This window comes from Xaviernesmea oryzae, from assembly GCF_900109605.1.
GTDB classification, from domain to species: Bacteria; Pseudomonadota; Alphaproteobacteria; order Rhizobiales; family Rhizobiaceae; genus Xaviernesmea; species Xaviernesmea oryzae.
Genome location: NZ_FOAM01000025.1, coordinates 32,949 through 54,446, shown reverse-complemented (window position 1 = coordinate 54,446; position 21,498 = coordinate 32,949). Strand labels below are relative to the sequence as shown.

The window sequence follows — 21,498 nt, the reverse complement described above, 5'->3', positions numbered from 1 at the left end:
CTCATAACCTGAAGGCCGCAGGTTCAAATCCTGCCCCCGCAACCAAACATTCCCCCTCGATCTCAGTGTGACAAGCCTCCCTCGGGAGGCTCTTTGCGTTCATCGGACGCCAGGAAATCCTGATCACTCGCAAACCGTCGTGCTTGCTGGAAACCGCTCAATGCCGCGAGAGAGCGGGCCTCACACCCGCTCCAGCGCCACCGCGATGCCTTGGCCGACGCCGATGCACATGGTGGCGAGCGCCTTGCGCTTGCCGGTGAGCGACAGCTCCAGCGCCGCTGTGCCCGCAAGGCGCGCGCCGCTCATTCCAAGCGGATGACCAAGTGCGATCGCTCCGCCATTCGGGTTCACGCGAAGATCGTCATCGGCGATCCCAAGCTGACGCAGCGTCGCCAGCCCCTGCGAGGCGAAAGCTTCGTTAAGTTCGACCAGGTCGAGGTCGTCGGCGGTCCAGCCGAGACGTTCCAGCAGTTTCTTCGCCGCCGGGGCCGGGCCGATGCCCATGATGCGCGGCGGCACGCCGGCGCTCACCCCGCCGACCACGCGGGCGATCGGCGTCAGGCCATGGCGGCGGGCGGCGGCTTCCGAAGCGAGGATCAAGGCGGCCGCGCCGTCATTGACGCCGGAGGCATTGCCGGCCGTCACCGTCGCGTCGGGCCTGCTATTGACCGGCTTCAGCTTCGCCAGCGCCTCCAAGCTCGTAGCGCGGGGATGTTCGTCCTGGCTGACATGAAGCGGCTCGCCCTTTTTCTGCGGCACGGGAACGGCGGTGATTTCCTGGCCCAGCCGGCCATTTTCCTGCGCGCGCGCCGCCTTCTCCTGGCTCCTGACCGCGAAGAGATCCTGATCCGCACGGGAGACGGCATAATCGGCCGCGACATTGTCGCCGGTCTCCGGCATGGAGTCGACGCCATATTGGGCTTTCATCAAAGGATTGACGAAGCGCCAGCCGATGGTGGTGTCATGGATTTCCGCCTTGCGGGAAAAGGCGCTCTCGGCCTTGGGCAGGACAAAGGGCGCGCGGCTCATGCTTTCCACGCCGCCAGCGATCATCAGCTCGGCCTCGCCGGATTTAATCGCGCGGGCGGCCATGATCACCGCATCCATGCCAGAGCCGCAGAGGCGGTTGACGGTCGTGCCGGTCACCGACACCGGCAGGCCGGCGAGGAGCAGCGACATGCGCGCGACATTGCGATTGTCCTCGCCCGCCTGGTTGGCGCAGCCGAAGATCACGTCCTCCACTGCCGCCCAATCCACGCCCTTGTTGCGTGCGACCAGCGCTTTGAGCGGCATGGCGCCGAGATCGTCCGCCCGGACGGTGGCCAGCGCGCCGCCGAAGCGGCCGATCGGCGTGCGGATATAGTCGCAGATGAAAACGTCGGTCATGGGAAGAACCTCAAGCAAGAGGGGAGTAGAGCGCCGGGGCCAGGAGATCGGTCACGGGCCCGTCACGGTGGAGCGCAGCACCGGTCATGGCCTGCAGCGTGTCGAAGGCGAGGCCCGGCCGCATCTCGCGCAGCACGAAGCGGCCCTCGACAATGTCGATCACGGCATGGCTGGTATAGACGCGGGTGACGCAGGCGACCCCTGTCAGCGGGAAGGAGCAGCGCTCCACCAGCTTCGGCTTGCCGTCCTTGGTCACATGCTCGGTGATGACGAAGACCTGGCGGGCGCCATGCACCAGATCCATGGCGCCGCCGACGGCCGGCACGCCCTTGGAGCCGATGCGCCAATTGGCGAGATCGCCGGTCTCAGCCACTTGGTAAGCGCCGAGGATCGCCACATCGAGATGGCCGCCGCGCACCATGGCGAAGCTGTCGGCATGGTGGAAGAAGGCGGCGCCGGGTTTCAGCGTCACCGCGCGCTTGCCGGCATTGATCAGATCCCAATCCTCCTCGCCTTCGGCCGGCGGCTCGCCGAAATCGAGAATGCCGTTTTCGGTGTGGAAGATCGTCTGGCGGCCCGGCGGCTGGTAGCGGGCGACCATTTCCGGAAAGCCGATGCCGAGATTGACATAGGTGCCATCGGCAATGTCCTGCGCGGCGCGCCAGGCGATCTGGGCATTGCTGAGCTTCAGCGCGTCAAAATCCTGGGTGCTCATGCGTAAACCGCTCCCGCGCGAATGAGGACTTCTTCCTGGGCCGGATCGGCGATCTCGACAACGCGGTCGACAAAGATGCCGGGAGTGACGACATGCTCCGGGTCGATGCCGCCAAGCGGGACGATCTCGGAGACCTGGACGATGGTGGTTTCGGCCGCCGTGCACATCAGCGGGTTAAAATTGCGCGCCGCCTTGTTGTAGGTGAGATTGCCGTGGCGGTCGCCGAGATGGGCCTTGATCAGCGCGAAATCGGCCTTCAGCCAGCGTTCCTGCACATAAGACCGCCCATCGAATTCGGCGATCACCTTGCCTTCGGCCAGCTCGGTGCCAAAGCCGGTCGGTGTGTAAAAGGCGGGAATGCCGGCCCCGCCGGCGCGGATGCGCTCGGCCAGCGTGCCCTGCGGCACCAGCTCCAGCTCGATCTCGCCTGCGAGGTAGCGGTCGGTGAAGGCGCGCGGGTCGGAGGAGCGCGGGAAGGAGCAGATCATCTTCTTGACCAGCCCCGCATCGATCATCGCGGCAATGCCGATCCGGCCATTGCCGGCATTGTTGTTGATGACCGTCAGGCCCTTTGGCCCCTTGTCGATCAGCGCGTGGATCAGTTCGATCGGCGCGCCGGAGCCGCCAAAGCCGCCGATCATCACCGTTGCGCCATCGCCAATGCCAGCGACGGCCTCGGCCGCGCTCGCCACTTGCTTGTCCATGTCGAAATCCTCCATCCGGCGCGGCGCGTGTGAGCGGCCGCATCGTCTGGAAGAAAGAATAGAGGCGTGGCCTGATCGACTTCAAGCCATTTGTGCGATATACGATATTTGTTCGATTATCGCACAAATTTAGGAGGGACGAATGGCCGTGAGCGAGCGCGACATGATGGGCGGGCTGGCCAAGGGGCTGAAGGTGATCGAGGCCTTCAGCGCCGAGCGTCCAAGACTGTCGATTGCCGAAGCGGCCGAGATCTCCGGGCTCGACCGGGCAACGGCACGGCGCTGCCTGCTGACGCTGGCCGAGCTCGGCTATGCCGCCTATGACGGCAAGTTCTTCACGGTGACGCCGCGCGTGCTCAGGCTCGGCACGGGCTGTCTCGCCACCATGCCGCTGCCGCGCATTGTCCAGCCGACACTGGATCGGCTCTCGGAAGAGATCGGCCAGAGCACCTCGGTTTCGATTCTCGATGCGGGGCAGATCGTCTACGTCGCGCGTGCCGCGCAGCAGAAGGTGATGTCGATCGCGCTGATGCCGGGCTCGCGCCTGCCGGCCTATTGCACCTCGATGGGCCGCGTGCTTCTGGCGGCGCTTGGTGAGGATGCGGCGCGGACCGCGCTGGAGGCCTCGCAGCGCCCGGCCCGCACGGAGCATACGATCACGGAGATCGAGGCGCTGATGGACGCGCTGGCCACGGTGCGCCGCCAAGGCTATGCCACCATCGACCAGGAGGTCGAGATCGGCCTGCGCTCGATCGCCGTGCCGCTTGTCAACATGCGCGGGCGGGTGGTCGCGGCGCTGAATGTCGGGCTCGCCGCACGTGGCGAGCCGATGGAGGCGATGGCAGACCGCTATCTGCCTGCGCTGAAAGCCGTGCAGGCGGAGCTTGCGGGCATGCTCACCTGAAGCTCATAGGAAACGACGCTGACGATTTATGGGCTTGGCGGCCCCCTGATCCGCCTGCCGGCACCTTCTCCCCGATGGGGAGAAGAGACCGAGGCGATAGGTGGCGCCTCAATCGAGCGCCAAGAAAAAGGCATGTCCGGCTTTACGGTGCTGAGGGCAGCATAGGACGGCGCGGCGCGTTTCTTCTCCCCAGCGGGGGTCTGAAGGACGGGACGAGACCCGTGGCTCGTCCCCGGTCGGGTGGCCCGAAGGGTCGGATGAGGGGGCCGCCTAGCCGTGAAACCTTTGTGTCGTGGACCACGATCAGGAATTGGTTCGACGCCCTAAACCTTTGGCATGCCGTCCGGCCGCGCCAGGCGACGCTGGGCGGCGATGCGGAAGGGGGCGTTCATCGCGCCGTAGCCGGCATAGGCGCCGCGCCGCTCGACGATTTCGAAGAAGAAGCCTTCGCCGAAGGTGCGGCTATAGATCTGAAAATATTCACCCCGGTCGTCGCGATCGTAGAGAATGCTCGCCTCCCTGAGGGCGTCGGAAAAAGCGGGTTCGAGGCCAAAACGCGCTTCCAGATCGTCATAATAATTGCGTGAAATCGGCAGGGCCTGGAAGCCAAGTGCCGCCAGTTGCTTCGCCGTGGCGAAGATATCGTCGGTGGCGAAGGCGATGTGCTGAATGCTGGTGCCGAAGCCTTCGGCCAGGAACTTGCCGGCAAAGGTCTTGCGGTTGTCGGCGCCGTTCATGGTGACGCGGAAACCCGCCTCAGGAAGGCTTTCGATCGCCTGGCTACGCACGAGGCCGCCGGGATCGACCACATCGACCATCGGCGTGCGTCGGGTTTCGAAGATCGAGGTATAGAACAGAAGCCAGGTCAGCATTTCGTCATAGCGCGTGGTCTGGGCCAGATGGTCGATCCGCCTGAGACCGGCATCTGCCTGCGGCGCGTCGGTCATGAGAGGTGCAAACTCCGTCTCCCAGACCGACGACAGCGCCGGCGAGCTGTCGAGAAAATAGATGACGCCATTGCCGACGCCCTGGATCGCGGGAATGGCGGTCTCTCCTGCCTGGCGCGGCTCGGCAAAGCGGGTGGCGTCCAGCGCCGAGGCCCGGTTCAAGGCGTTTTCGGCATTGTCCACCTTCAGGCCGAACGCATAGGCATTGGTGCCATGGACGGAGTAGGAGGCGCCGGCGAAGCTGGTGCCGCCGGTATCGCTGTTGATGACGATGCGGATGTCGCCCTGGCTGTACAGCTCCACGGGGCGGCTCCTGTGCTGTCCGGTTCCGGCAAAGCCGAGGCTTTGCAGAAGGGCTGCGAGATGGGCCTTTTCCTCGGCGCCAGTGGTGAATTCTACAAATTCAACGCCATCGACCGCAACGCGCGGCGGCATGTCGGTCAAGCCGATGCGGATGTCCGGCTCCAGCCGGCGCACCTGATCCATCAGATAGACGAGTGAGCGGTGCCCGTCCTCGGCCAGCGCCCGGGCCGAGCCGCCGCGAAACTGATCGTTGAAGATTTCGAGCGAGAGTGGGCCGGCATAGCCCGTCGCGGCCACCGCGCGCATGAAATCGACCACCGGCAGATCGCCTTCGCCGGGCATGTTGCGGAAGTGACGGCTCCAATAGAGCAGGTCCATGTCGATCAGCGGCGCGTCGGCCAGCTGGACGATGAAGATCTTGTCGCCGGGGATGGAGCGGATCGAGTTCGGATCGATCTTGCGCGACAGCGTGTGGAAACTGTCAAGGATCAGCCCGACCTGCGTATGATCGGCACGGCGCACGATTTCCCAGGCATCGCGATGGTCGTTGATATGGCGGCCCCAAGCCAGCGCCTCATAGCCGACGCGCACGCCGTGGCGGGCGGCACGCTCGCCCAGTTCGTGGAAATCGGCTGCCGCCCGGTCGATACCCCCGAGCGATACCGGCGAGACGTTCGAGCAGATCAGCATGAGGTCTGTGCCGAGTTCGCCCATGATGTCGAATTTGCGCTCGGCGCGCTCGAAAGCACGGGCGCGATGCGGCTCCGGCATGCCCTCGAAATCGCGGAACGGCTGGAACAGGGTGATCTCCAGCCCATGGTCGCGCGCCATTTTCGCCACTTCGCGCGGTGCGGCGTCATAGGTCAGAAAGTCGTTCTCGAAGATCTCGACGCCGGAAAAGCCCGCCTTGGCGATGGCTGCCAGCTTCTCGGGAAATTCGCCGCTGATCGAAACCGTCGCAATCGACGTGCGCATTGCGCGTCCCGTGGTCTGGCTCGTCATCTTGCCTTCCTTTCCGGCGTTCTGTACTGGTTGGTTAATATGAGGGCCTGCGGGAGGCGAGCCCGGGGGTGGATGAATGGCGACGCGCAAGGTGGCTGATAATGGTGGCGGGGAACACCGGCCGGCCAAGCGAGACCCCGAGGGGGTCCGGCGCGACATTCTCTCGGCGGCAATGGAGGAGTTTTCGCTGAACGGTCTGTCCGGCGGGCGGATCGATGAGATCGCCGCGCGCACCCGCACGTCGAAGCGGATGATCTATTATTATTTCGGCGACAAGGAGCGGCTCTACGAGCGGGTGCTGGAAGAGGCCTATGGCAAGGTGCGCGGCGGCGAGAGCGATCTGGGGCTCGACGCGCTGGAGCCGGTCGCGGCGCTGACCAAGCTCTGTCGCTTCACCTTCGACCATCACCGCGCCAATCCGGCCTTTATCCGCATGGTGATGATCGAGAACATCCATCACGGCCGGCATCTCCAGCATTCCGAGACAATCCGCGGCCTCAATCGGCCGGCCATCGAGGCGCTGGAGACCGTGCTGTTGCGCGGGCAGGCCGAGGGGCAGTTCCGCAAGGGACTGGAGGCGCTGGAGTTGCACTGGCAGATCAGCGCATTGTCCTTCTTCAACGTCTCCAACCGCGCGACCTTCACGGCGATCTTCGGCGATGGTCTCTTTGCCGGCGACGGACAGGAGCAGCTCTCGCGCCATGTGGCGGAGATGGTGCTGCGCTATGTGCTGACCCCGGATCATGTCGGCGCTATCGCTGCGACAGGCGAATGAGCTGGCCGAGCGCCACCGCATAACCTTCGACCCCGAGCCCGGCGATCACCGCTTCTGCCCGCGTCGAGACATAGGACTGGTGGCGGAAGACCTCGCGCTTGTGAATGTTGGAAATATGCACTTCGATTACGGGCCCTTCGAAGGCGTTGAGCGCGTCGAGGATCGCGATCGATGTATGGGTAAAGGCGCCGGGATTGATGACGATCCCCTGCGCCTGCGTTCGCGCTTCGTGGATCCAGTCGATCAGCTCATATTCACGGTTGGACTGGGCGAAGAAGATGTCGTGGCCCGCCGCTTCGGCAAGCTGACGGCAGCTTTCTTCGACATCGCCAAGCGTCTCGCGCCCATAGATCTCTGGCTGGCGCTGGCCGAGCAGGTTGAGGTTCGGGCCATTGAGGATGAAGAACAGGCTCATGCGACGGCCTCCGCTCGGCAGAGTTCGGTGAAATGCGCGCTCATGCGTTCCGCATCCGGCTCGCGCCCGCAGAACAGCCGGAAGGCGCCCACCGCCTGAAAGACGGCCATGCCGCCGCCGGGCAGGACGGCGCAGCCCTTGGCTTTGGCAGCCGCCAAGAGCGCCGTGACCAGCGGCATATAGACGATATCGGCGACCCAGTGCCGGGGCTCGATCAGATCGGCTTCAAGCGGCATGCCGGGATGGGCGGGCATGCCCATGGGCGTGGCGTGGATCAGGCCGTCTGCTTCAGGCATCGACTGGGCGGGATCCTCGACGGCAAAGGCGCGGTCTTCGCCGAAGCGGGCGTTTAGGGCCTTGGCCAGACTGCCGGCGCGCGCCTTGTCCTGGTCGAAAATATCCAGCCTCGCGATCCCGAGCTTCAGCGCCGCATGGGCCACGGCCACGCCGGCGCCGCCGGCGCCGATCAGCAGAGCCCGCTCGCGCTTGGCATCGGGCAGGCCGCGCTGGAAGCTCTCGTAGAAGCCGGACCAGTCGGTATTGTGGCCGAAGCGCTTTCCGCCACGAAACACCACCGTATTGACCGCGCCGAGCCTGCGCGCATCCTCGGAGAGGTCGTCGAGAAGCGGGATCACCGCCTGCTTGAACGGATGGGTGATGTTGGCGCCGGCAAAGCCGCGGCCTTCCAGCTCCGCCAGAAGATCGGGCAGGGCGCTTTCCTCCACCTTGCGGGCGTGGATATCGACCAGCTCATAGCGATAATCGAGCCCATGGGCCGTGCCCTCTCGCATATGCAGGGCAGGTGTCTTGGAGAGCTGAATATCGGCGCCGATCAGGCCGACCTGGAACTCGCTTGTCTCTGTCATCTCAGTGTCCGTTTACTCAGCGTATCGGTCATCCCGGATTGGAGCCGGTGGGTCCTTCGCGACAAGTCCTGATGTGGCACGGGGTCAACCCCCTCATCCGCCTGCCGGCACCTTCTCCCCGATGGGGAGAAGAAACCTCGCCGCGGCCTTTCGACCCCGATTAAGGCCGTTGCATTTGGCACCATTCTCCTCTCCCCAGCGGGGAGAGGAGAATGGTGAGGGCGCATCGCGGACCTGTCAGTCTCGGCAATTTTCCGCGACACCAACAGCGCTTAGTGATGCGCCAGTATCTCGCCCAGAAAGGCCCGGGTGCGCTCGTGTCGGGGCGCCTGAAAGAAGGTCTCGGGCGGCCCTTCCTCGATGACTTCGCCCGAGGCCATGAACACGACGCGATCAGCCACCTGCCGGGCAAAGCCCATTTCATGGGTGACGCAGATCATCGTCATGCCGTCGCGGGCAAGGCCGATCATGGTGTCGAGCACCTCCTTGACCATTTCCGGATCGAGCGCCGAGGTCGGCTCGTCGAAGAGCATGGCCTTGGGCTCCATGCAGAGCGCGCGCGCAATCGCCGCACGCTGCTGCTGGCCGCCGGAAAGCTGGGCCGGATATTTGTCGGCCTGGTCGAGAATGCGCACGCGGGCGAGATATTTGCGGGCGATCTCCTCAGACTCCGGCTTGGAAAGGCCCTTCACCCGCATCGGCGCCAGCGTGCAGTTTTCCATGATGGTCTTGTGCGGGAAGAGGTTGAAGCTCTGGAACACCATGCCCACCTCGCGCCTGACCGCATCGATGGCGTGGCCGGAATCGGTGAGCGTCGTGCCCTCGACGGTGATCTTTCCCTCCTGGATATCCTCCAGATGGTTGATGCAGCGGATCAATGTCGATTTGCCCGATCCCGAAGGTCCGCACAGAACGATCTTCTCGCCCTTGCGAACCCTCAGGCTGATGTTCTTCAGCGCATGATAGGCGCCATACCACTTGCCCACCCCGTCAAGGGCGATCAGCGGAACCTCGGCAGCCGTGGATTGCGGCATGGAACCCTCCCTCTTACTGCGCGGTGAAGGGGATGTCGGGCAGCTGTTCCGGGAATTTCGGAACCTCGCGCTTCATCCACTTGTCGTAGATCTTGGCCAGCTCCCCATCGGCCTTGATCTTGTCGAGGAAGGCGTTGATCGTTTCGTTCCAGTCCTTCTCGCCGGGCCGCGTGCCTGCGCCGTTGTAAAGCGTGGTCAGGTCGAATTTCGGTTCGTACTTGTCGGGCGCGGCCGTATTCAGCCGGTCGCCGTAGAACTGATTGCCGCCGACCACTTCGACCTGGCCCGACAGCAGCGCCTGAATATTGGCGGCATCGTCATCGAAACGCAGGATATTGGCCGACTTGGCGCCAGCGCTGATCGCCGTGTCCATCGCGCTGGACTTGGGCACGCCGACGGCGACGCCCTTCAGATCGTCATAGCCACCGATCTTCTTGTCCTTCGGGCCATAGACCGACAGAACGTTGCCGGCATAGGGCTTGGAATATTGAATGGTCTTGGCCCGCTCGGCGGTCATGCCCATGGTGGCGAAGAGCACGTCGACCTTGCCGGTCATCAAAGCGGGAATGCGGTTGGCGACTGCCAGCGGCACGAACTGCGCCTTCACGCCGAGATAATCGGCAAAGGCCTTGCCGATATCGGCATCCAGCCCATCCTGCACGCCGCTGGAATTGACGAAGCCCCAAGGCGCATTGTCGCCCTGGATGCCGATCACCACGGTGCCCTTGGCCTTGGCTTCGGCCACGGTGCCGGCCTGTGCTGCAAGCGGCATAAGGCCGAGCGCGGCCGTTGCGGCTGCGAGCGCGACAAAGGCGCGGCGGCGGCGGATCGTTGTTCTGGTCTGCGTCATCTCTTGCTTCCTCCTTGCAAAATCGATGAGGGGTTGGTCCGGTGGCACCTCCTGCCACCGGCATGCGTAATCTGTTTCAACGGGTCGCCGTCTGCAGCCGGCGCTCGGTGCGCGCGCCCCAGAGCGAAAGCGGCCAGCAGATCAGGAAATAGGCGAGCCCGACGATGGCAAAGACGGTGAGCGGCCGGAAGGTCTGGTTCGAGACGATCTGACCTGCACGCGACAGCTCGACGAAGCCGACAATGGCGGCAAGCGAGGTGCCCTTGATCAGCTGCACCAGGAAGCCGATCGTTGCCGGCAGCGAGATCTTGAAGGCCTGCGGCAGGACGACGTCCTTCATGGTCGAGACATAATGCAGACCCAGCGCCTTGGCTGCTTCCGTTTGTCCCTTGGGCACCGCCTGGATGCCGCCGCGCCAGATCTCGCCGAGAAAGGCGCTGGCATGCAGTGTGAAGGCAATCGCCACCGCCAGCCAGGCATCGATGTTCAGGCCGATCAGGGCGACGCCGTAATAGACGACAAAGAGCTGCATCAGGAGCGGCGTGCCCTGGAAGACGGCGATATAACCTGTGGTGACGCGCCTCAAGGCCGCGCTCTCGGCGGTGCGGGCGAGGGCGACGATCAGGCCGAAAATCCCGCCGCCGACAAAGCCGATCAGGGTCAGCGCCAGGGTCCATTTCAGGCCCTGCGCCAGGAAGAAGAGTTCGTTGGGGCCGATGCTTGCCATGATGTCAGCCTCACTTGACCGGATAGTTGAAGGAGATGCGGGAGATCAGCGCGAAGACGCCCATCATCAGCGAGGAAATCACGAGGTAGAGCAGAGTGATCGAGAAATAGACCTCGAAGGAGCGGAAGGTGTCGGCCTCGATCTTCTGCGCCACCGAGGTCAGCTCGTAAGCGGCGATGGAGGTACAGACCGACGTCGTCAGCGTCAGCATCACGAACTGGCTGGTGAGCGAGGGATAGACCGTGCGCAGCGCCGGCTTCAGGATGACGTGGCGGAAGATCTGGCCGCGATGCAGGCCGAGCGCCAGCCCCGCCTCGATCTGCCCTTTCGGAATGGCATCCACCCCGCCGCGAATGATCTCGATCGCATAGGCGCCGCCGTTCAGCGCCAGCGCGATGATGGCGGTCACTGTCGGGTTGAGGCGCACGCCGAGCTGGGGAAGGGCGAAGAAGATGAAGAAGATCTGCACCAGAAAGGGCGTGTTGCGGATCACCTCGACAAAGCCGATGACGAGCCCGCGCAAAAGCTTGAAGCGCGAGCGGCGCGCGACCACGCCGAGAACGCCGATGACGGTGGCCAGCGACATACCCGCCAGCGCCAGCCCGATGGTGGCGAGCGCCGCGAGCAGCAGCTCCGGCAGGCGCTCGATAACAGCTGAAAAATCGAGTGTGTAAGACATGATCCCTCCGGGCTTCTGCGGCTTGCGGCAGCGGAAACCGGTCCGTCCGGACTTGTTACCACACGCGCTCCTGCCGCTTTCGCCTTGATTGCGCCCGATAGCCCGGTCTCCTCCCGGCCTCGATCGCAGCTCCTCAAGATTGTTTGTACTGGTTAGTTCATTCTGAAGTCAAGCAAGCTCTGAAACCTGGAGGTTCATCTCCAGGCGCTCCTGCGTCTGGCAGGTGCGTATCGGGCAGGGGCTTATCGGTCATGACGTCGCCATCCGCTCCGCTCCGGGCGGCATCCGGCCCATCCGCTCGATCTGCCCGAGCAGCCTGTTTGCCGTCGTCAGCGCCACGCCCGTGGTCATCACCATCTGCGGCAAGGTGAGCCATTCCAACCCCCAGGCAGCACCTGAGCGTTCCTGTTCATGCACCAGCGCCTGATGCATGGCCGAGACCTGCGTGGCATTGAAGCGCGCCAGCGTCACCAGCAGTTCGGCGGCGACGGGGTTCTGCTTGTGCGGCATGGCCGAGGAGCCACCGCCACCGGACAGGCGGATCTCACCGCCCAGCTCCGCCATCAGCGCGATATCCTGCCCGAGCTTGCCGAGGCTGCCGGTGACCAGCGAGAGCAGGCCGGCAAATTCCGCCAAGCCGTCGCGCTGGCTCTGCCATTGCGGGCGATCAGCAAGGCCGAGTATTTCGGCAAGCCGGGCCCGCACGGCAGCGCCCTTCTCGCCGAGCTTATCCAGCGTGCCGGCCGCCCCGCCCAGCTGCACTGCGAAACCCTGCTCCGCATAAGAGGCGAGCCGGTCGGTGCTGCGCATCAGCAGCGCACGCCAGCTGGCGACGCGATCCGCCGCCGTGATCGTGATGGCCGCCTGCATGCGGGTGTGGCCCATCATGGAGCGCGCGCCGTCGCGTTCAGCAAGCACGCTCAGGGCATCCGTCACAAGGGTGAGCCGGTCCTTGAGCACATCCGAAGCCGGCTTAAGCCGCAGCATCAGGCTGGTGTCGATGACATCTTGGCTGGTCGCCCCGAAATGCACCGTCTCCGCCGCCTCGCCGCCGACAGTGCGGCGCAGCTGCCGCACGAATTCGGGAATGACCACCCCGTCCTTCGCCGTGCCCTCCCGCAAGCCGTCCATGTCCGGCTTGAAACCCTCGAGACCCTTGGCAATCGCGACAGCCGTTTCCTGCGCAAACACGCCGCAATCGGCCTCGGCCTGTGCCAAGGCGATTTCGAAGCGCAGCATGGCGGCGATATCGGCCTCGGCGGTAAACAGCGCGGCGAGTTCGGCATCCCCGAAAAGGCCGGCGAGAAAGGGATGTTCGAAGGGCGAGAGGCTCATGGGTGACAGGCTCTTGGATGAAGGGCTCTTGGGCGTCAGATATCGAAGAACACGGTTTCGTCCTCGCCCTGCAGGCGAATGTCGAAACGGTAGCTGGCCTCGCCATCCTGTCTGGCGATCAGGGTCGCCACGCGCGGCTTGTGTTCGATACGGGCGAGCACAGGGTCTCCCGCATTGGCCTGCGCCTCCTCGGGGAAGTACATGCGTGTGTGCAGGCCGATATTGATGCCGCGCGCGACGATCCAGAAGGTGATGTGCGGCGCCATCATCCGCCCGTCCTTGAAGGGCACGCGGCCGGGCTTGATGGTCTCGAACAGGAATTCACCGGTGTCCATGTCGCCGGGCGAACGGCCCCAGCCGGCAAAATGCGGATCGGCGCTGCCACGCGTTTCGCTCGGGCTGTTGTAGAGCCCATCGGCATCGGCCTGCCAGATTTCAACGAGCGCATCCTTCAGCGGATTGCCGCCGCCATCGATTACCGCGCCACGGATAGTGATGCGCTGGCCGCGTGCGGCTTCGCCATAGAGCTTGCCGGCGCCGAGATCGCGCTCGAAGACGCCGTGAATGCCGACGAAGTTGGGCGTGCAGCCGATATGGACATAGGGGCCTGCGGTCTGCGAGGCGCTTTCCTTGAGATAAAAGAGTGGCTGAACCATCTCAATTGCCCTCCGGGCGGTTCTCGAAGAAGGTGGAGTGGCGGCCGCGCAGTACGATGTCGAACTTATAGGCGCGCATGTCCATCGGGATGGTCGCGCTCATATCGAGCGGCGCGATCAGCCGGTCGATGGCGCCGGCATCGGGAATGGTGCGCACGATCGGACATTTGGCGATCAGCGGATCGCCCTCGAAATACATCTGCGTGATCAGCCGCTGCTGGAAGCCATGGCCGAAGACCGAGAAATGGATATGGGCCGGGCGCCAGTCATTCACTCCGTTCGGCCAGGGATAGGGGCCAGGCTGGATGGTCTTGAACCAATAGGAGCCATCCTCGTCGGTGATGGTGCGGCCGACGCCGCCGAAATTCGGATCGATGGCGGCGAGATAGGTTTCCTTCTTGTGGCGGTAGCGCCCACCGGCATTGGCCTGCCAGAATTCCAGAAGCGCCCCTGAGACGCCGCGCCCGCGCTCGTCCAGCACCCGGCCATGCACGAGGATGCGCGGGCCAACAGGCATTTCGCCCGGGCGGGCATAGTTGAGGATCAGGTCATTGTCCAAGGGGTTGAGCATGCCATGGCCGAAGACCGGCCCGGTGATCTCGCTCTTCGTCGCCTCCAGCGAAATCAAGGCCCGCTGGGGCGAGCGCAGCACGCTGGTCTTGTACCAGGGCGTGAAGGCCGGCGGGTGCATGTCGCGGTCGCGAGCAAAGAAGGGTCCGGTTTCGGGCGCGCGGTTGCTCATGCCTGCTTCTCCTCCTCCATCGCGGCATCGCGCTCGGCAAGCGCGCGCTTGGCGATCTTGAATGCGTGATTGGCGGCAGGCACGCCGGCATAGATTGCCACATGCATCAGCGCCTCGCGAATATCCTCCGCGCTCGCCCCGGTCTGGGCCGTGGCACGCACATGCATGGCCACCTCCTCGTCCTGCCCAAGCGCCGCCAGAAGCGCGATCGTCACCATAGAGCGCTCGCGCTTCGTCCATGTCTCGCCGGACCAGACCGTGCCCCAGGCGCCTTCGGTGATCAGCGCCTGGAAGGGCGCGTCGAACGCGCTCGCCTGGGCGCTCGCCCGGTCGACATGCGCATCGCCCAGCACGGCGCGTCGCGTCTGCATGCCCAGGGCATAGCGGTCAAGAGAGGGCGAAGGCATGTCAAAGCTCCGGCAGGCGGGTCAGGAAGTCGGCGACGCAGGCGGCATAGGCGTCCGGCTGCTCCAGGCAGGGAATATGGCCGCAGGCGTCGATTTCGGCATAGTGGCTGCCGGGGATCAGGGCAGAGAGTTCCCGCACCAGCGCCGGCGGCGTCGAGCCATCGCCGCTGCCGGCAATGCAGAGCGTCGGAAGCGCGACGCCGCGAAGCGCCTCGGTGAAGTCGGCATCGCGAACGGCAGCCGCGCTGCGGCAATAGCCTTCGACCTCCTGGCGGGCGAGCATGGTGCGGGCGCCGGCATAAAGCGGATTGTCGGCCCGGCGGAAGGCCGGCGTGAACCAGCGTTCCATCACCGGATCCACCATCGGGCTCAGGCCCTCCGCCTTGATCGCGCCGATGCGGGCATTCCACATCTCGGCCGTGCCGATCTTGTGCGCGGTATTGGAGAGAATGAGAGCCCGCACCCGTTCCGGATGGGACACGGCGATGGACTGCGCAACAAGGCCGCCGATCGACAGGCCCCAGAGGATGACGCGTTCGATGTCGAGATGCGCCATCAGCGCCAGAACATCGGCGGCGTGGGTTTCGATGCTGGCCGGCGCGGAGCCGGTTTCGGAAAGGCCGTGGCCGCGCTTGTCGTGGCGCAGGAAGGCATAATGCCTGCCAAGCGCCGCGACCACCGGATCCCAGATGCGCAGATCCGTGCCCAGCGAATTGACAAGCGCGATGATCGGACGGCCATCGCTGAGCCCATCAGCCTGATAATGGATCGCGGCATCGCCGACCTGCAGAAACTTCATGTCCTCTTTCCTCCTGCCATCACTCTGTCGCGATGAACCCGTTCGGTAAAATGAGATTTTGCACGGTTTCCATAACCTGCAAGTTATGGAAAGATCGTCTTGAGTGCATCGGGAGGGCGAGGACATGAAGCGGCCGGTTGTCGATCCGCGCATCAAGTTCCGGCATTTGCAGACCTTCGTGGAGGTTGCCAGGCAGAAAAGCGTGATGCGTGCCAGCGAGATCCTGCATGTCAGTCAGCCGGCGGTAACCAAGACGATCCGGGAGCTGGAAGAGATTTTGGGCATCGCTCTTCTGGAAAAGGAGGGGCGCGGCATCCGCATCAGCCGTCACGGCGAGGTGTTTCTGCGCCATGCCGGTGCCACGATGACGGCGCTGCGCCAAGCAGTCGATTCCGTCTCGCAGGCGAGCGCCGGCGTCGCAGTGCGCATCGGTGCGCTGCCGACGGTTTCGGTGCGGATCATGCCGCAGGCCATGACCAGCTTTCTCGCCGAGGAGACGGGAAGCCGCGTGAAGATCGTCACCGGCGAAAATGCCGTCCTGCTCGAGCAATTGCGCCTCGGCGATCTTGATCTCGTCGTCGGCCGCCTGGCTGCGCCCGAGAAGATGGCCGGCTTTTTCTTCGAGCATCTCTATTCGGAGCGTGTACGATTCGTCGTGCGCGCGGGCCATCCCTTGCTTGAGCCCGGCGCCGCGATCTTCGAGCGCTTGCCGGAGTTTCCCCTGCTGATGCCGACACGGCAATCGGTGATCGGGCCCATTGTCGAGCACTATCTGATCGCAAATGGCGTGCCCGCCATTCCCCAGCGCATCGAGACCGTCTCGGACGCCTTCGGCCGCGCCTTTCTGCGCGGCAGCGATGCGGTGTGGATCATCTCGGAAGGTGTCGTGGCCGCTGATATCGCGGATGGGACGCTTGCCTTGCTCCCTGTGCCGACGGGCGACACCAGCGGCCCCGTGGGCCTGACGATGCGGGCCGACATCCAGCCTTCGCTGCCGCTCTCCCTCATGATGCAGGCCATCCGCGCAGCGGCGGCGGATCTGGCTCTGTTGCCGTCGTGAGTTTTGGTCCTGGGCTGACCATCGTCGCAAAGTGGCAAAGCGCCCCTATCGGCGCCGCTTGCCACTCGGCGTCACGCTCACAGCGGCGACAGGCAGCGGCGTCTGCATGCTGCGGAAGGACGCGGCCTCGAGAATGTCTGCACGGCGTTTTGGCAAGGGCGTCGCATGCCACCAAGATGCTCAGCTGAGCAGCGATTTCGAGCGCCCTGAGGCGGTGCGACCTGCTCACTGCCGAGCGTAAGCACCTGATCGGATCTCCGGCAACCAGATCGGGAATTCCGCCGGCACTGGCAAGCCGAGGGGCGACATGCGCCCATGCAGCAAGTCCAGCACTGCAAGCGGCATATCCAGGACGACAGGCACCGAGCCGTCGGAAAAATCTCTGACGAGGCAAAGGTGGCCATACCGGTCACTCGGCTCGCGCCGGGCACTGCCCACCGCATGGCCGGTGATCGCCGCGTCAAGCGCGTCTTCGACTACCGTCCAGGAGAACAGGGGATCGGCGGCCGTGATGGCGGTGGCGTTGAGCCGGGCCAGATCGGACACGAAGCTGAAAACGACATCCGCACCCGCGCGGTCGCTCGCGAACCAGCGCGCCCGGGGCGCGTTGACCTCGGGATCACCGCGCATGGGGTCGAAGGCGCGCTTAGGTACCCAGCCGGCAAGCCAGGCATCGATCCGTCGCCCCTCCGCAAGCGCCTCGTCATCGCCTTTCAGCATGGCCGCTCCGTCAAGCCCTTCACGGGCAAGCCATGAGACTAGAATGGCGATCCGCTCGGCATCGCGGGCCAGGAATTGGGCAAGGTTCTCAGCCCGTTGCTCCCGTGTGAGCCTCCTTTGATCGCCCCGATGAAGCGGTGTGTCGGGTGGGTAGTCGCCAAGGCGCGCGGAGAGAAGCGCGTAGGGATCGCCGGAGGTTTCTCCGGACGTCACATCGAGACGCACGACCGAGCTGCCATCACGGTCTTGTCCGGACGAGGTTCGTCTGCCGAGCCAATCGAAAATATCGAACATGGTTGCGATCTGTAAGTCCGGGATGATGGTATCTCCAGCCGGCCTATTCGCAGCGTGGATGATGAATGAAGGCTTAGATCCTGTCGCAGGATGCGGCGAGATCACGATGTGGTGGCTCCGATCTAACCCTCCTCGGCTCGCGCCCTTGGCGATCAAATCGGCCGGTATAAGATCGACTATACCAAGCCAGCTTCAAAGGATGAAGCGGTTAATAGGGGTGCGTTGTCAGGGCATGACGTTAAGCGTAGCGCGTCCCGCACGAAGGCGATGATGCAGCCCGCAGGTCCGGCTCGTCGGGTGCGGGGGAGGAAATTGCTGTCTGGCTGTCGGGGGGCGATGGATCATGCATCATCCAACGCAAGAATAGTATATTTTACCTATATAATATATAGATAAATTAGCGCTGTCATCCTATCCTCCGGATATTGCCGGTCATGCCGTCCGTGACGAGCGACCAGGCATCGCGCCACTCAGTTGAGGAGGGAGACTATGAGCAGCATCGGCACGGCCAGCCTTGCGGCCGGTTCAGAAGCGGGCACCGCCGAGGGTGCGTTGGCCCAAGGGCGGCTGACCCTGCCGGAGGCCGTTGCGCAGTCCATCGGCACGGTGGCGCCCTCGGGCACGCCGGCGCTTGTTATTCCCGTGGTCTTCGCGGCAGCCGGCAATGGCACATGGCTCGCTTATCTCTTCGCGACGCTGGCACTCTTCTTCGTCGCCTGGACGATCAACCAGTTCGCCCGCCGCACCGCGACACATGGTGCGCTCTACGTCTTCGCGGGACAGGGGCTCGGCGGCTTTGCAGGCGTTGTTGCCGGCTGGTCGCTCCTCATCGCCTATCTCTTTACTGCCGGCGCCGTGATCGGCGGCTCGGTCAATTCCCTTCTCGTCCTTGCCCATCGTTTCGGCCTCGGCGCCTTCGATCCGGTCCTGACGCCGCTTGCCAGCCTCTTCGTCGTTGCCGGCGCCTGGTACATCGCCTATCGCGACATCCGCCTGTCGACGCGTACGACGCTCGCCATTGAGCTAGCGACCGTCATCTTGATCCTCGTCGTCGTCCTCGGATCGATTGTGCTGGGCGGTGCGGCAGTGGACCGGGCGCAGATCTCGCTTGAGGGTGTCGGCTTCGATCAGCTGCGGCTCGGGCTCGTGCTGGCCTTCTTCAGTTTCGTCGGCTTCGAAAGCGCGACGACGCTCGGCGCCGAGGTGCGCGATCCCCGGCGGGCGATCCCGCGCGCTGTTCTGCTGAGCGTCGGCGGCATCGGTCTTCTGTTCGTAGTCAGCGCCTACGGGCTGACCGCTGCTTTTCATCCGCTCGGCGTGACGCTGGACAAGGCCGAGGCGCCCCTGACGGCGGCGGCGGACGCGATCGGCATCGGCTTTGTCGGTCCGCTGATCGATCTCGGCGTCGCGCTCAGCTTCTTTGCCTGCACGCTCGGCAGCATCAATGCCGGCGCGCGCGTGCTCTACGCTCTCGCGCGCCATGGCCTTTTCCACCGCTCCGCCGGCACGGCACATCGCGAAAATGCGACGCCGCATGTCGGTGTGTCGCTGATCGCACTCGTTGCGGCAGTCCTCTCGCTCACCCTCACCCAGACCGGCCACGGCCTGCTCGACACGTTCGGCCTGCTCGGAACCATAGCGACCTACGGTTTCCTCTTCGCCTATGGGCTCGTGGCCGTCGGCGTCCCGTTTTTCCTCAGGCGGATCGGGCAGTTCCGGTCCTGGCATGCGATCATGAGCGCCGTCACGCTGGTGCTGCTCGCCATTCCGCTTGCAGGCAGCCTGTATCCGGTGCCGCCCTATCCGTTTTCGATCCTTCCTTATATTTTCCTGGCGCTGCTTGCGCTTGGCGTCCTCTGGTTCCTGGTTCTGAAGGCGCGCGCGCCGGCCTCCTTGGCCGCTCTGGAGGCGGATCTGCTCGTGACGGAGACGGGGGAGGGGCAGGCATGAGTGGCGATGAAAGCAATAAACACTGGCTCCGGCTGCCCGATGGGCGCAGGATCCGCTATGCCGCGTTCGGCGAGACTGGGCCCGTCCTTGTCCTGCTGCACGGCCTCTCCGATAGCGGCCGGAGCTTCGACACGATCCTGCCGGCGCTGCGTCGTCATGTCAGGATCATTGTACCCGATCAGCGCGGCCATGGCGAAAGCGACCCTGCGTCGGATTACGCGGTGGAGGCTTTTGCTGCGGATGCAGCATCGCTGATCACGGCGACAGGCGGAGCACCGGTCCATCTCCTCGGTCATTCGCTGGGCGCCATCGTCGCCCAACGCGTCGCCGCGCGGCATCCAGAGCAGGTGGTAAGCTTGACGCTGATTGGTGGCGCACGCACGGCGGCGGGCCATCCCGGCCTTCTCGACCTGGCGGATGCCCTGGCCGGCTTCGGCGCAGAGATCCCGCGAGACTTCATCGAGGCGTTCCAGCGCGGCACGCTTTTCCGCGCCATCGCGGACGAACGCTTCGCCCTTTTCGTGTCGGAGAGCTTGAAGCTGCGGCCGGAAACGTGGCGTGCGGCGGTCGACGGTCTTCTGGCTGACACGGATCCACCACCGTCCCTGCGTGCCGATCTGCCCGTCCTGGCTCTCTTTGGTGACCGCGATGCGGTTTTCGGCAAGGCCGAGCAGGCCCGGCTTGGCAGGGAGATTCCGCAGGCTCGCCTTGTCACCTATCGGGACGTCGGTCATGCTCCGCATTGGGAGGTTCCGGACGATGTGGTGCGCGATCTCGTCGCCTTTTTGCGGCAAGTGACATCGTCTGAGACGGCAAGTCAGGAGGAGGATGAGCATGCAAAGGGATAGACAGGGCCTTGCCGTGACCGGCGATGCCGCCTCGATCGAGGCGCTCGATGCGGCCGTTGCCGATTATTATGCCTGGCGCGGCGATCCCGTCGGCCGGCTACAGGCAGCGACGACCACCGATGGCCGCTTTCCGCTCGGCCATAGCGCCGTTGCCTCGCTCCTCCTTCTCAGCGGTTTTCCCGGCCATCACCCGGCTGTGCAGTCCGCGCTTCTTGCCGCCGAGGCGATCGACCCCGCAGCCGATGCGCGCGAGAGGCGGCATCTGGCGGCGGCAAAGGCCTTCGCCCGGGGCGCCATCGTCGGGGCAACCGAGATCTGGGAAGACATCCTTCTCGATCATCCGCGCGATGCCTTGGCGCTGCGTTTCGCCCATGACAGCTATTTCTATCTTGGCCATTCGCTGAGCATCCGCGATTCCGTCGCCCGCGTCCTTCCAGCCTGGGACCGGCAGGATGCGCATTACGGCCATGTCCTCGGCCAATATGCCTTCGGCCTGGAGGAGGCGGGCGAGCTTCTTCGGGCTGAGGCGGTCGGTCGAGAGGCGATCGCTCGCGACGAGGAGGATGGCTGGGCCGTCCATGCTGTGGCCCACGTGCTGGAAACGGCAAGCCGCCAGGCGGAAGGGATAGCCTTCCTGAAGGCCTCCCGCCCGGCCTGGAGCCGCGCCCATGCGCTGTCGATCCACAATGGCTGGCATCTCGCGCTCTATCTGATCGAGGAGGGGCGCACCGATGAGGTGCTGGCCGATTATGATCGGCATGTGGCGCCTCGGCTTGCCGATGACTCGCTTCTCGACCTTGTCGATGCTTCGGCTCTGCTCTGGCGTCTGGAATTGGCCGGCGCCGATGTCGGCCCGCGCTGGACACCGCTCGCCGCCCAATGGCTGCGCCATGTCGATGAACATGTGCTCGTCTTCAACGATCTGCATATCGCGCTCGCGGTCGGGCGCAGCGGCGACACTGAGGCTGTTGAGCGGCACCTCGCCTCGCTCGACCGCTATGAGCGGGAGGGTCAAGGCGACAATCGTGAGATCACGGTGGATGTCGGGCGGCGGCTGATCGACGCCGTGCTTGCTTTCGCGGGTGGAGACTATGCCCGGACCATCGACCTGATTCTGCCGGTGCGCTACAAGATTATCCGGATCGGCGGCAGCCATGCCCAGCGCGATCTGCTGACGCAGACACTGATCGCGGCGGCCGACAGGGCGGGCCGGCATAATCTCGCCCGCGCACTCCTTGCCGAGCGCCTGGCGATCCGGCCGACCGCCCGCACCCGCGACCACTATGTCCGCGTGGCCGCCTCTCGATAAGGCGGGATCGTTTTGGCTTCGGGCCTATCCATCCGTTGCCCGCGCAGGAATAGAGGGATGCGGGCAAGCAG

The 21,498-nt window shown here is 64.6% G+C and carries 22 protein-coding genes; 6 read left to right on the top strand and 16 right to left on the bottom strand.

Annotated features, from left to right (window positions below):
• Positions 1-180: 180 nt before the first annotated feature.
• Genes pcaF through BMX61_RS22545 form a run of 3 tightly spaced genes read right to left on the bottom strand, consistent with a single transcriptional unit; the run spans position 181 to position 2,805 of the window.
• Positions 181-1,386, bottom strand: a complete 1,206-nt coding sequence (gene pcaF / locus BMX61_RS22555; RefSeq protein ID WP_075625405.1) for a 3-oxoadipyl-CoA thiolase — start codon at positions 1,384-1,386, stop codon at positions 181-183.
• A 10-nt stretch (positions 1,387-1,396) separates the two neighbouring features.
• Entirely contained in the window at positions 1,397-2,101 is a 705-nt protein-coding gene (locus BMX61_RS22550) for a CoA transferase subunit B (protein ID WP_075625406.1), read from the bottom strand.
• On the bottom strand, positions 2,098-2,805 hold the full coding sequence (locus BMX61_RS22545) for a 3-oxoacid CoA-transferase subunit A (protein ID WP_075625407.1): 708 nt from the start codon (positions 2,803-2,805) through the stop codon (positions 2,098-2,100). The genes BMX61_RS22550 and BMX61_RS22545 overlap by 4 nt, the downstream gene beginning before the upstream one ends.
• 142 nt (positions 2,806-2,947) lie before the next feature.
• Between BMX61_RS22545 and BMX61_RS22540 the strand changes: the two genes are divergently transcribed.
• Positions 2,948-3,709 carry an IclR family transcriptional regulator domain-containing protein gene (locus tag BMX61_RS22540; RefSeq protein WP_075625408.1) on the top strand — a complete coding sequence of 254 codons (762 nt, stop codon included), beginning with the start codon at positions 2,948-2,950 and terminating at the stop codon, positions 3,707-3,709.
• 323 nt (positions 3,710-4,032) lie between these two features.
• Here the strand turns inward: BMX61_RS22540 and BMX61_RS22535 are convergent, their stop codons facing one another.
• Positions 4,033-5,934, bottom strand: coding sequence for a bifunctional sugar phosphate isomerase/epimerase/4-hydroxyphenylpyruvate dioxygenase family protein (locus tag BMX61_RS22535; protein WP_075625449.1), 1,902 nt, complete (start codon positions 5,932-5,934; stop codon positions 4,033-4,035).
• A 103-nt stretch (positions 5,935-6,037) separates the two neighbouring features.
• Between BMX61_RS22535 and BMX61_RS22530 the strand changes: the two genes are divergently transcribed.
• A complete protein-coding gene (locus tag BMX61_RS22530; RefSeq protein WP_075625409.1) occupies positions 6,038-6,736 on the top strand; it encodes a TetR/AcrR family transcriptional regulator in 699 nt (232 codons plus the stop codon).
• Here the strand turns inward: BMX61_RS22530 and aroQ are convergent.
• The 11 genes from aroQ to pcaD all read right to left on the bottom strand — a co-directional run bounded on the left by aroQ (position 6,714) and on the right by pcaD (position 15,246).
• Positions 6,714-7,151 (bottom strand): type II 3-dehydroquinate dehydratase, encoded by a 438-nt coding sequence (aroQ, locus tag BMX61_RS22525; protein WP_075625410.1) that lies wholly within the window; start codon positions 7,149-7,151, stop codon positions 6,714-6,716. The two genes, BMX61_RS22530 and aroQ, sit on opposite strands and share 23 nt — an antisense overlap.
• A complete protein-coding gene (locus BMX61_RS22520; protein ID WP_075625411.1) occupies positions 7,148-8,017 on the bottom strand; it encodes a shikimate dehydrogenase in 870 nt (289 codons plus the stop codon). The genes aroQ and BMX61_RS22520 overlap by 4 nt, the downstream gene beginning before the upstream one ends.
• 272 nt (positions 8,018-8,289) lie before the next feature.
• Complete coding sequence (locus tag BMX61_RS22515) at positions 8,290-9,051, bottom strand: amino acid ABC transporter ATP-binding protein (protein ID WP_075625412.1); 762 nt, start codon at positions 9,049-9,051, stop codon at positions 8,290-8,292.
• Positions 9,052-9,064: 13 nt separating this feature from the next.
• Complete coding sequence (locus tag BMX61_RS22510; protein WP_075625413.1) at positions 9,065-9,901, bottom strand: transporter substrate-binding domain-containing protein; 837 nt, start codon at positions 9,899-9,901, stop codon at positions 9,065-9,067.
• 76 nt (positions 9,902-9,977) lie between these two features.
• Positions 9,978-10,628, bottom strand: coding sequence for an amino acid ABC transporter permease (locus BMX61_RS22505; protein WP_075625414.1), 651 nt, complete (start codon positions 10,626-10,628; stop codon positions 9,978-9,980).
• 10 nt (positions 10,629-10,638) lie between these two features.
• Positions 10,639-11,307: an amino acid ABC transporter permease gene (locus BMX61_RS22500; protein ID WP_075625415.1), complete on the bottom strand. Its 669-nt coding sequence runs from the start codon at positions 11,305-11,307 to the stop codon at positions 10,639-10,641.
• Positions 11,308-11,556: 249 nt separating this feature from the next.
• Positions 11,557-12,642, bottom strand: coding sequence for a 3-carboxy-cis,cis-muconate cycloisomerase (locus tag BMX61_RS22495; RefSeq protein WP_075625416.1), 1,086 nt, complete (start codon positions 12,640-12,642; stop codon positions 11,557-11,559).
• A gap of 35 nt (positions 12,643-12,677) precedes the next feature.
• Positions 12,678-13,298, bottom strand: a complete 621-nt coding sequence (gene pcaG, locus BMX61_RS22490; RefSeq protein WP_075625417.1) for a protocatechuate 3,4-dioxygenase subunit alpha — start codon at positions 13,296-13,298, stop codon at positions 12,678-12,680.
• Position 13,299: 1 nt separating this feature from the next.
• On the bottom strand, positions 13,300-14,040 hold the full coding sequence (pcaH, locus tag BMX61_RS22485) for a protocatechuate 3,4-dioxygenase subunit beta (protein WP_075625418.1): 741 nt from the start codon (positions 14,038-14,040) through the stop codon (positions 13,300-13,302).
• Positions 14,037-14,447, bottom strand: coding sequence for a 4-carboxymuconolactone decarboxylase (pcaC, locus tag BMX61_RS22480; RefSeq protein WP_075625419.1), 411 nt, complete (start codon positions 14,445-14,447; stop codon positions 14,037-14,039). The genes pcaH and pcaC overlap by 4 nt, the downstream gene beginning before the upstream one ends.
• A 1-nt stretch (position 14,448) precedes the next feature.
• A complete protein-coding gene (pcaD, locus tag BMX61_RS22475) occupies positions 14,449-15,246 on the bottom strand; it encodes a 3-oxoadipate enol-lactonase (RefSeq protein WP_075625420.1) in 798 nt (265 codons plus the stop codon).
• A gap of 124 nt (positions 15,247-15,370) precedes the next feature.
• On the opposite strand from pcaD, the gene pcaQ reads away from it, so the two are divergent.
• On the top strand, positions 15,371-16,306 hold the full coding sequence (gene pcaQ, locus BMX61_RS22470; RefSeq protein WP_075625421.1) for a pca operon transcription factor PcaQ: 936 nt from the start codon (positions 15,371-15,373) through the stop codon (positions 16,304-16,306).
• Positions 16,307-16,531: 225 nt separating this feature from the next.
• Here pcaQ and BMX61_RS22465 read toward each other — a convergent pair whose 3' ends face one another.
• Complete coding sequence (locus tag BMX61_RS22465; protein ID WP_139198991.1) at positions 16,532-17,425, bottom strand: hypothetical protein; 894 nt, start codon at positions 17,423-17,425, stop codon at positions 16,532-16,534.
• A gap of 384 nt (positions 17,426-17,809) precedes the next feature.
• Here BMX61_RS22465 and BMX61_RS22460 point away from each other — a divergent pair, with 384 nt between their 5' ends.
• The 3 genes from BMX61_RS22460 to BMX61_RS22450 are packed head-to-tail and all read left to right on the top strand — an operon-like array spanning position 17,810 to position 21,427.
• Positions 17,810-19,270, top strand: a complete 1,461-nt coding sequence (locus BMX61_RS22460) for an APC family permease (RefSeq protein ID WP_083639175.1) — start codon at positions 17,810-17,812, stop codon at positions 19,268-19,270.
• Entirely contained in the window at positions 19,267-20,118 is an 852-nt protein-coding gene (locus BMX61_RS22455; RefSeq protein ID WP_075625423.1) for an alpha/beta fold hydrolase, read from the top strand. Before BMX61_RS22460 ends, BMX61_RS22455 begins: the two co-directional genes overlap by 4 nt.
• On the top strand, positions 20,105-21,427 hold the full coding sequence (locus BMX61_RS22450) for a tetratricopeptide repeat protein (protein WP_083639176.1): 1,323 nt from the start codon (positions 20,105-20,107) through the stop codon (positions 21,425-21,427). Before BMX61_RS22455 ends, BMX61_RS22450 begins: the two co-directional genes overlap by 14 nt.
• Positions 21,428-21,498: the final 71 nt, after the last annotated feature.

Bases quoted from the DNA above. Each gene is read 5' to 3' on its own strand.
- BMX61_RS22515 (WP_075625412.1), bottom strand. From the start codon at position 9,051: ATGCCGCAATCCACGGCTGCCGAGGTTCCGCTGATCGCCCTTGACGGG.
- BMX61_RS22455 (WP_075625423.1), top strand. From the start codon at position 19,267: ATGAGTGGCGATGAAAGCAATAAACACTGGCTCCGGCTGCCCGATGGG.
- pcaD (WP_075625420.1), bottom strand. From the start codon at position 15,246: ATGAAGTTTCTGCAGGTCGGCGATGCCGCGATCCATTATCAGGCTGAT.
- pcaQ (WP_075625421.1), top strand. From the start codon at position 15,371: ATGAAGCGGCCGGTTGTCGATCCGCGCATCAAGTTCCGGCATTTGCAG.
- BMX61_RS22510 (WP_075625413.1), bottom strand. From the start codon at position 9,901: ATGACGCAGACCAGAACAACGATCCGCCGCCGCCGCGCCTTTGTCGCG.
- pcaG (WP_075625417.1), bottom strand. From the start codon at position 13,298: ATGGTTCAGCCACTCTTTTATCTCAAGGAAAGCGCCTCGCAGACCGCA.
- BMX61_RS22450 (WP_083639176.1), top strand. From the start codon at position 20,105: ATGCAAAGGGATAGACAGGGCCTTGCCGTGACCGGCGATGCCGCCTCG.
- BMX61_RS22535 (WP_075625449.1), bottom strand. From the start codon at position 5,934: ATGCGCACGTCGATTGCGACGGTTTCGATCAGCGGCGAATTTCCCGAG.
- aroQ (WP_075625410.1), bottom strand. From the start codon at position 7,151: ATGAGCCTGTTCTTCATCCTCAATGGCCCGAACCTCAACCTGCTCGGC.
- BMX61_RS22505 (WP_075625414.1), bottom strand. From the start codon at position 10,628: ATGGCAAGCATCGGCCCCAACGAACTCTTCTTCCTGGCGCAGGGCCTG.
- BMX61_RS22520 (WP_075625411.1), bottom strand. From the start codon at position 8,017: ATGACAGAGACAAGCGAGTTCCAGGTCGGCCTGATCGGCGCCGATATT.
- pcaF (WP_075625405.1), bottom strand. From the start codon at position 1,386: ATGACCGACGTTTTCATCTGCGACTATATCCGCACGCCGATCGGCCGC.
- BMX61_RS22530 (WP_075625409.1), top strand. From the start codon at position 6,038: ATGGCGACGCGCAAGGTGGCTGATAATGGTGGCGGGGAACACCGGCCG.
- BMX61_RS22500 (WP_075625415.1), bottom strand. From the start codon at position 11,307: ATGTCTTACACACTCGATTTTTCAGCTGTTATCGAGCGCCTGCCGGAG.
- BMX61_RS22550 (WP_075625406.1), bottom strand. From the start codon at position 2,101: ATGAGCACCCAGGATTTTGACGCGCTGAAGCTCAGCAATGCCCAGATC.
- BMX61_RS22545 (WP_075625407.1), bottom strand. From the start codon at position 2,805: ATGGACAAGCAAGTGGCGAGCGCGGCCGAGGCCGTCGCTGGCATTGGC.
- BMX61_RS22495 (WP_075625416.1), bottom strand. From the start codon at position 12,642: ATGAGCCTCTCGCCCTTCGAACATCCCTTTCTCGCCGGCCTTTTCGGG.
- BMX61_RS22540 (WP_075625408.1), top strand. From the start codon at position 2,948: ATGGCCGTGAGCGAGCGCGACATGATGGGCGGGCTGGCCAAGGGGCTG.
- pcaH (WP_075625418.1), bottom strand. From the start codon at position 14,040: ATGAGCAACCGCGCGCCCGAAACCGGACCCTTCTTTGCTCGCGACCGC.
- BMX61_RS22460 (WP_083639175.1), top strand. From the start codon at position 17,810: ATGAGCAGCATCGGCACGGCCAGCCTTGCGGCCGGTTCAGAAGCGGGC.
- pcaC (WP_075625419.1), bottom strand. From the start codon at position 14,447: ATGCCTTCGCCCTCTCTTGACCGCTATGCCCTGGGCATGCAGACGCGA.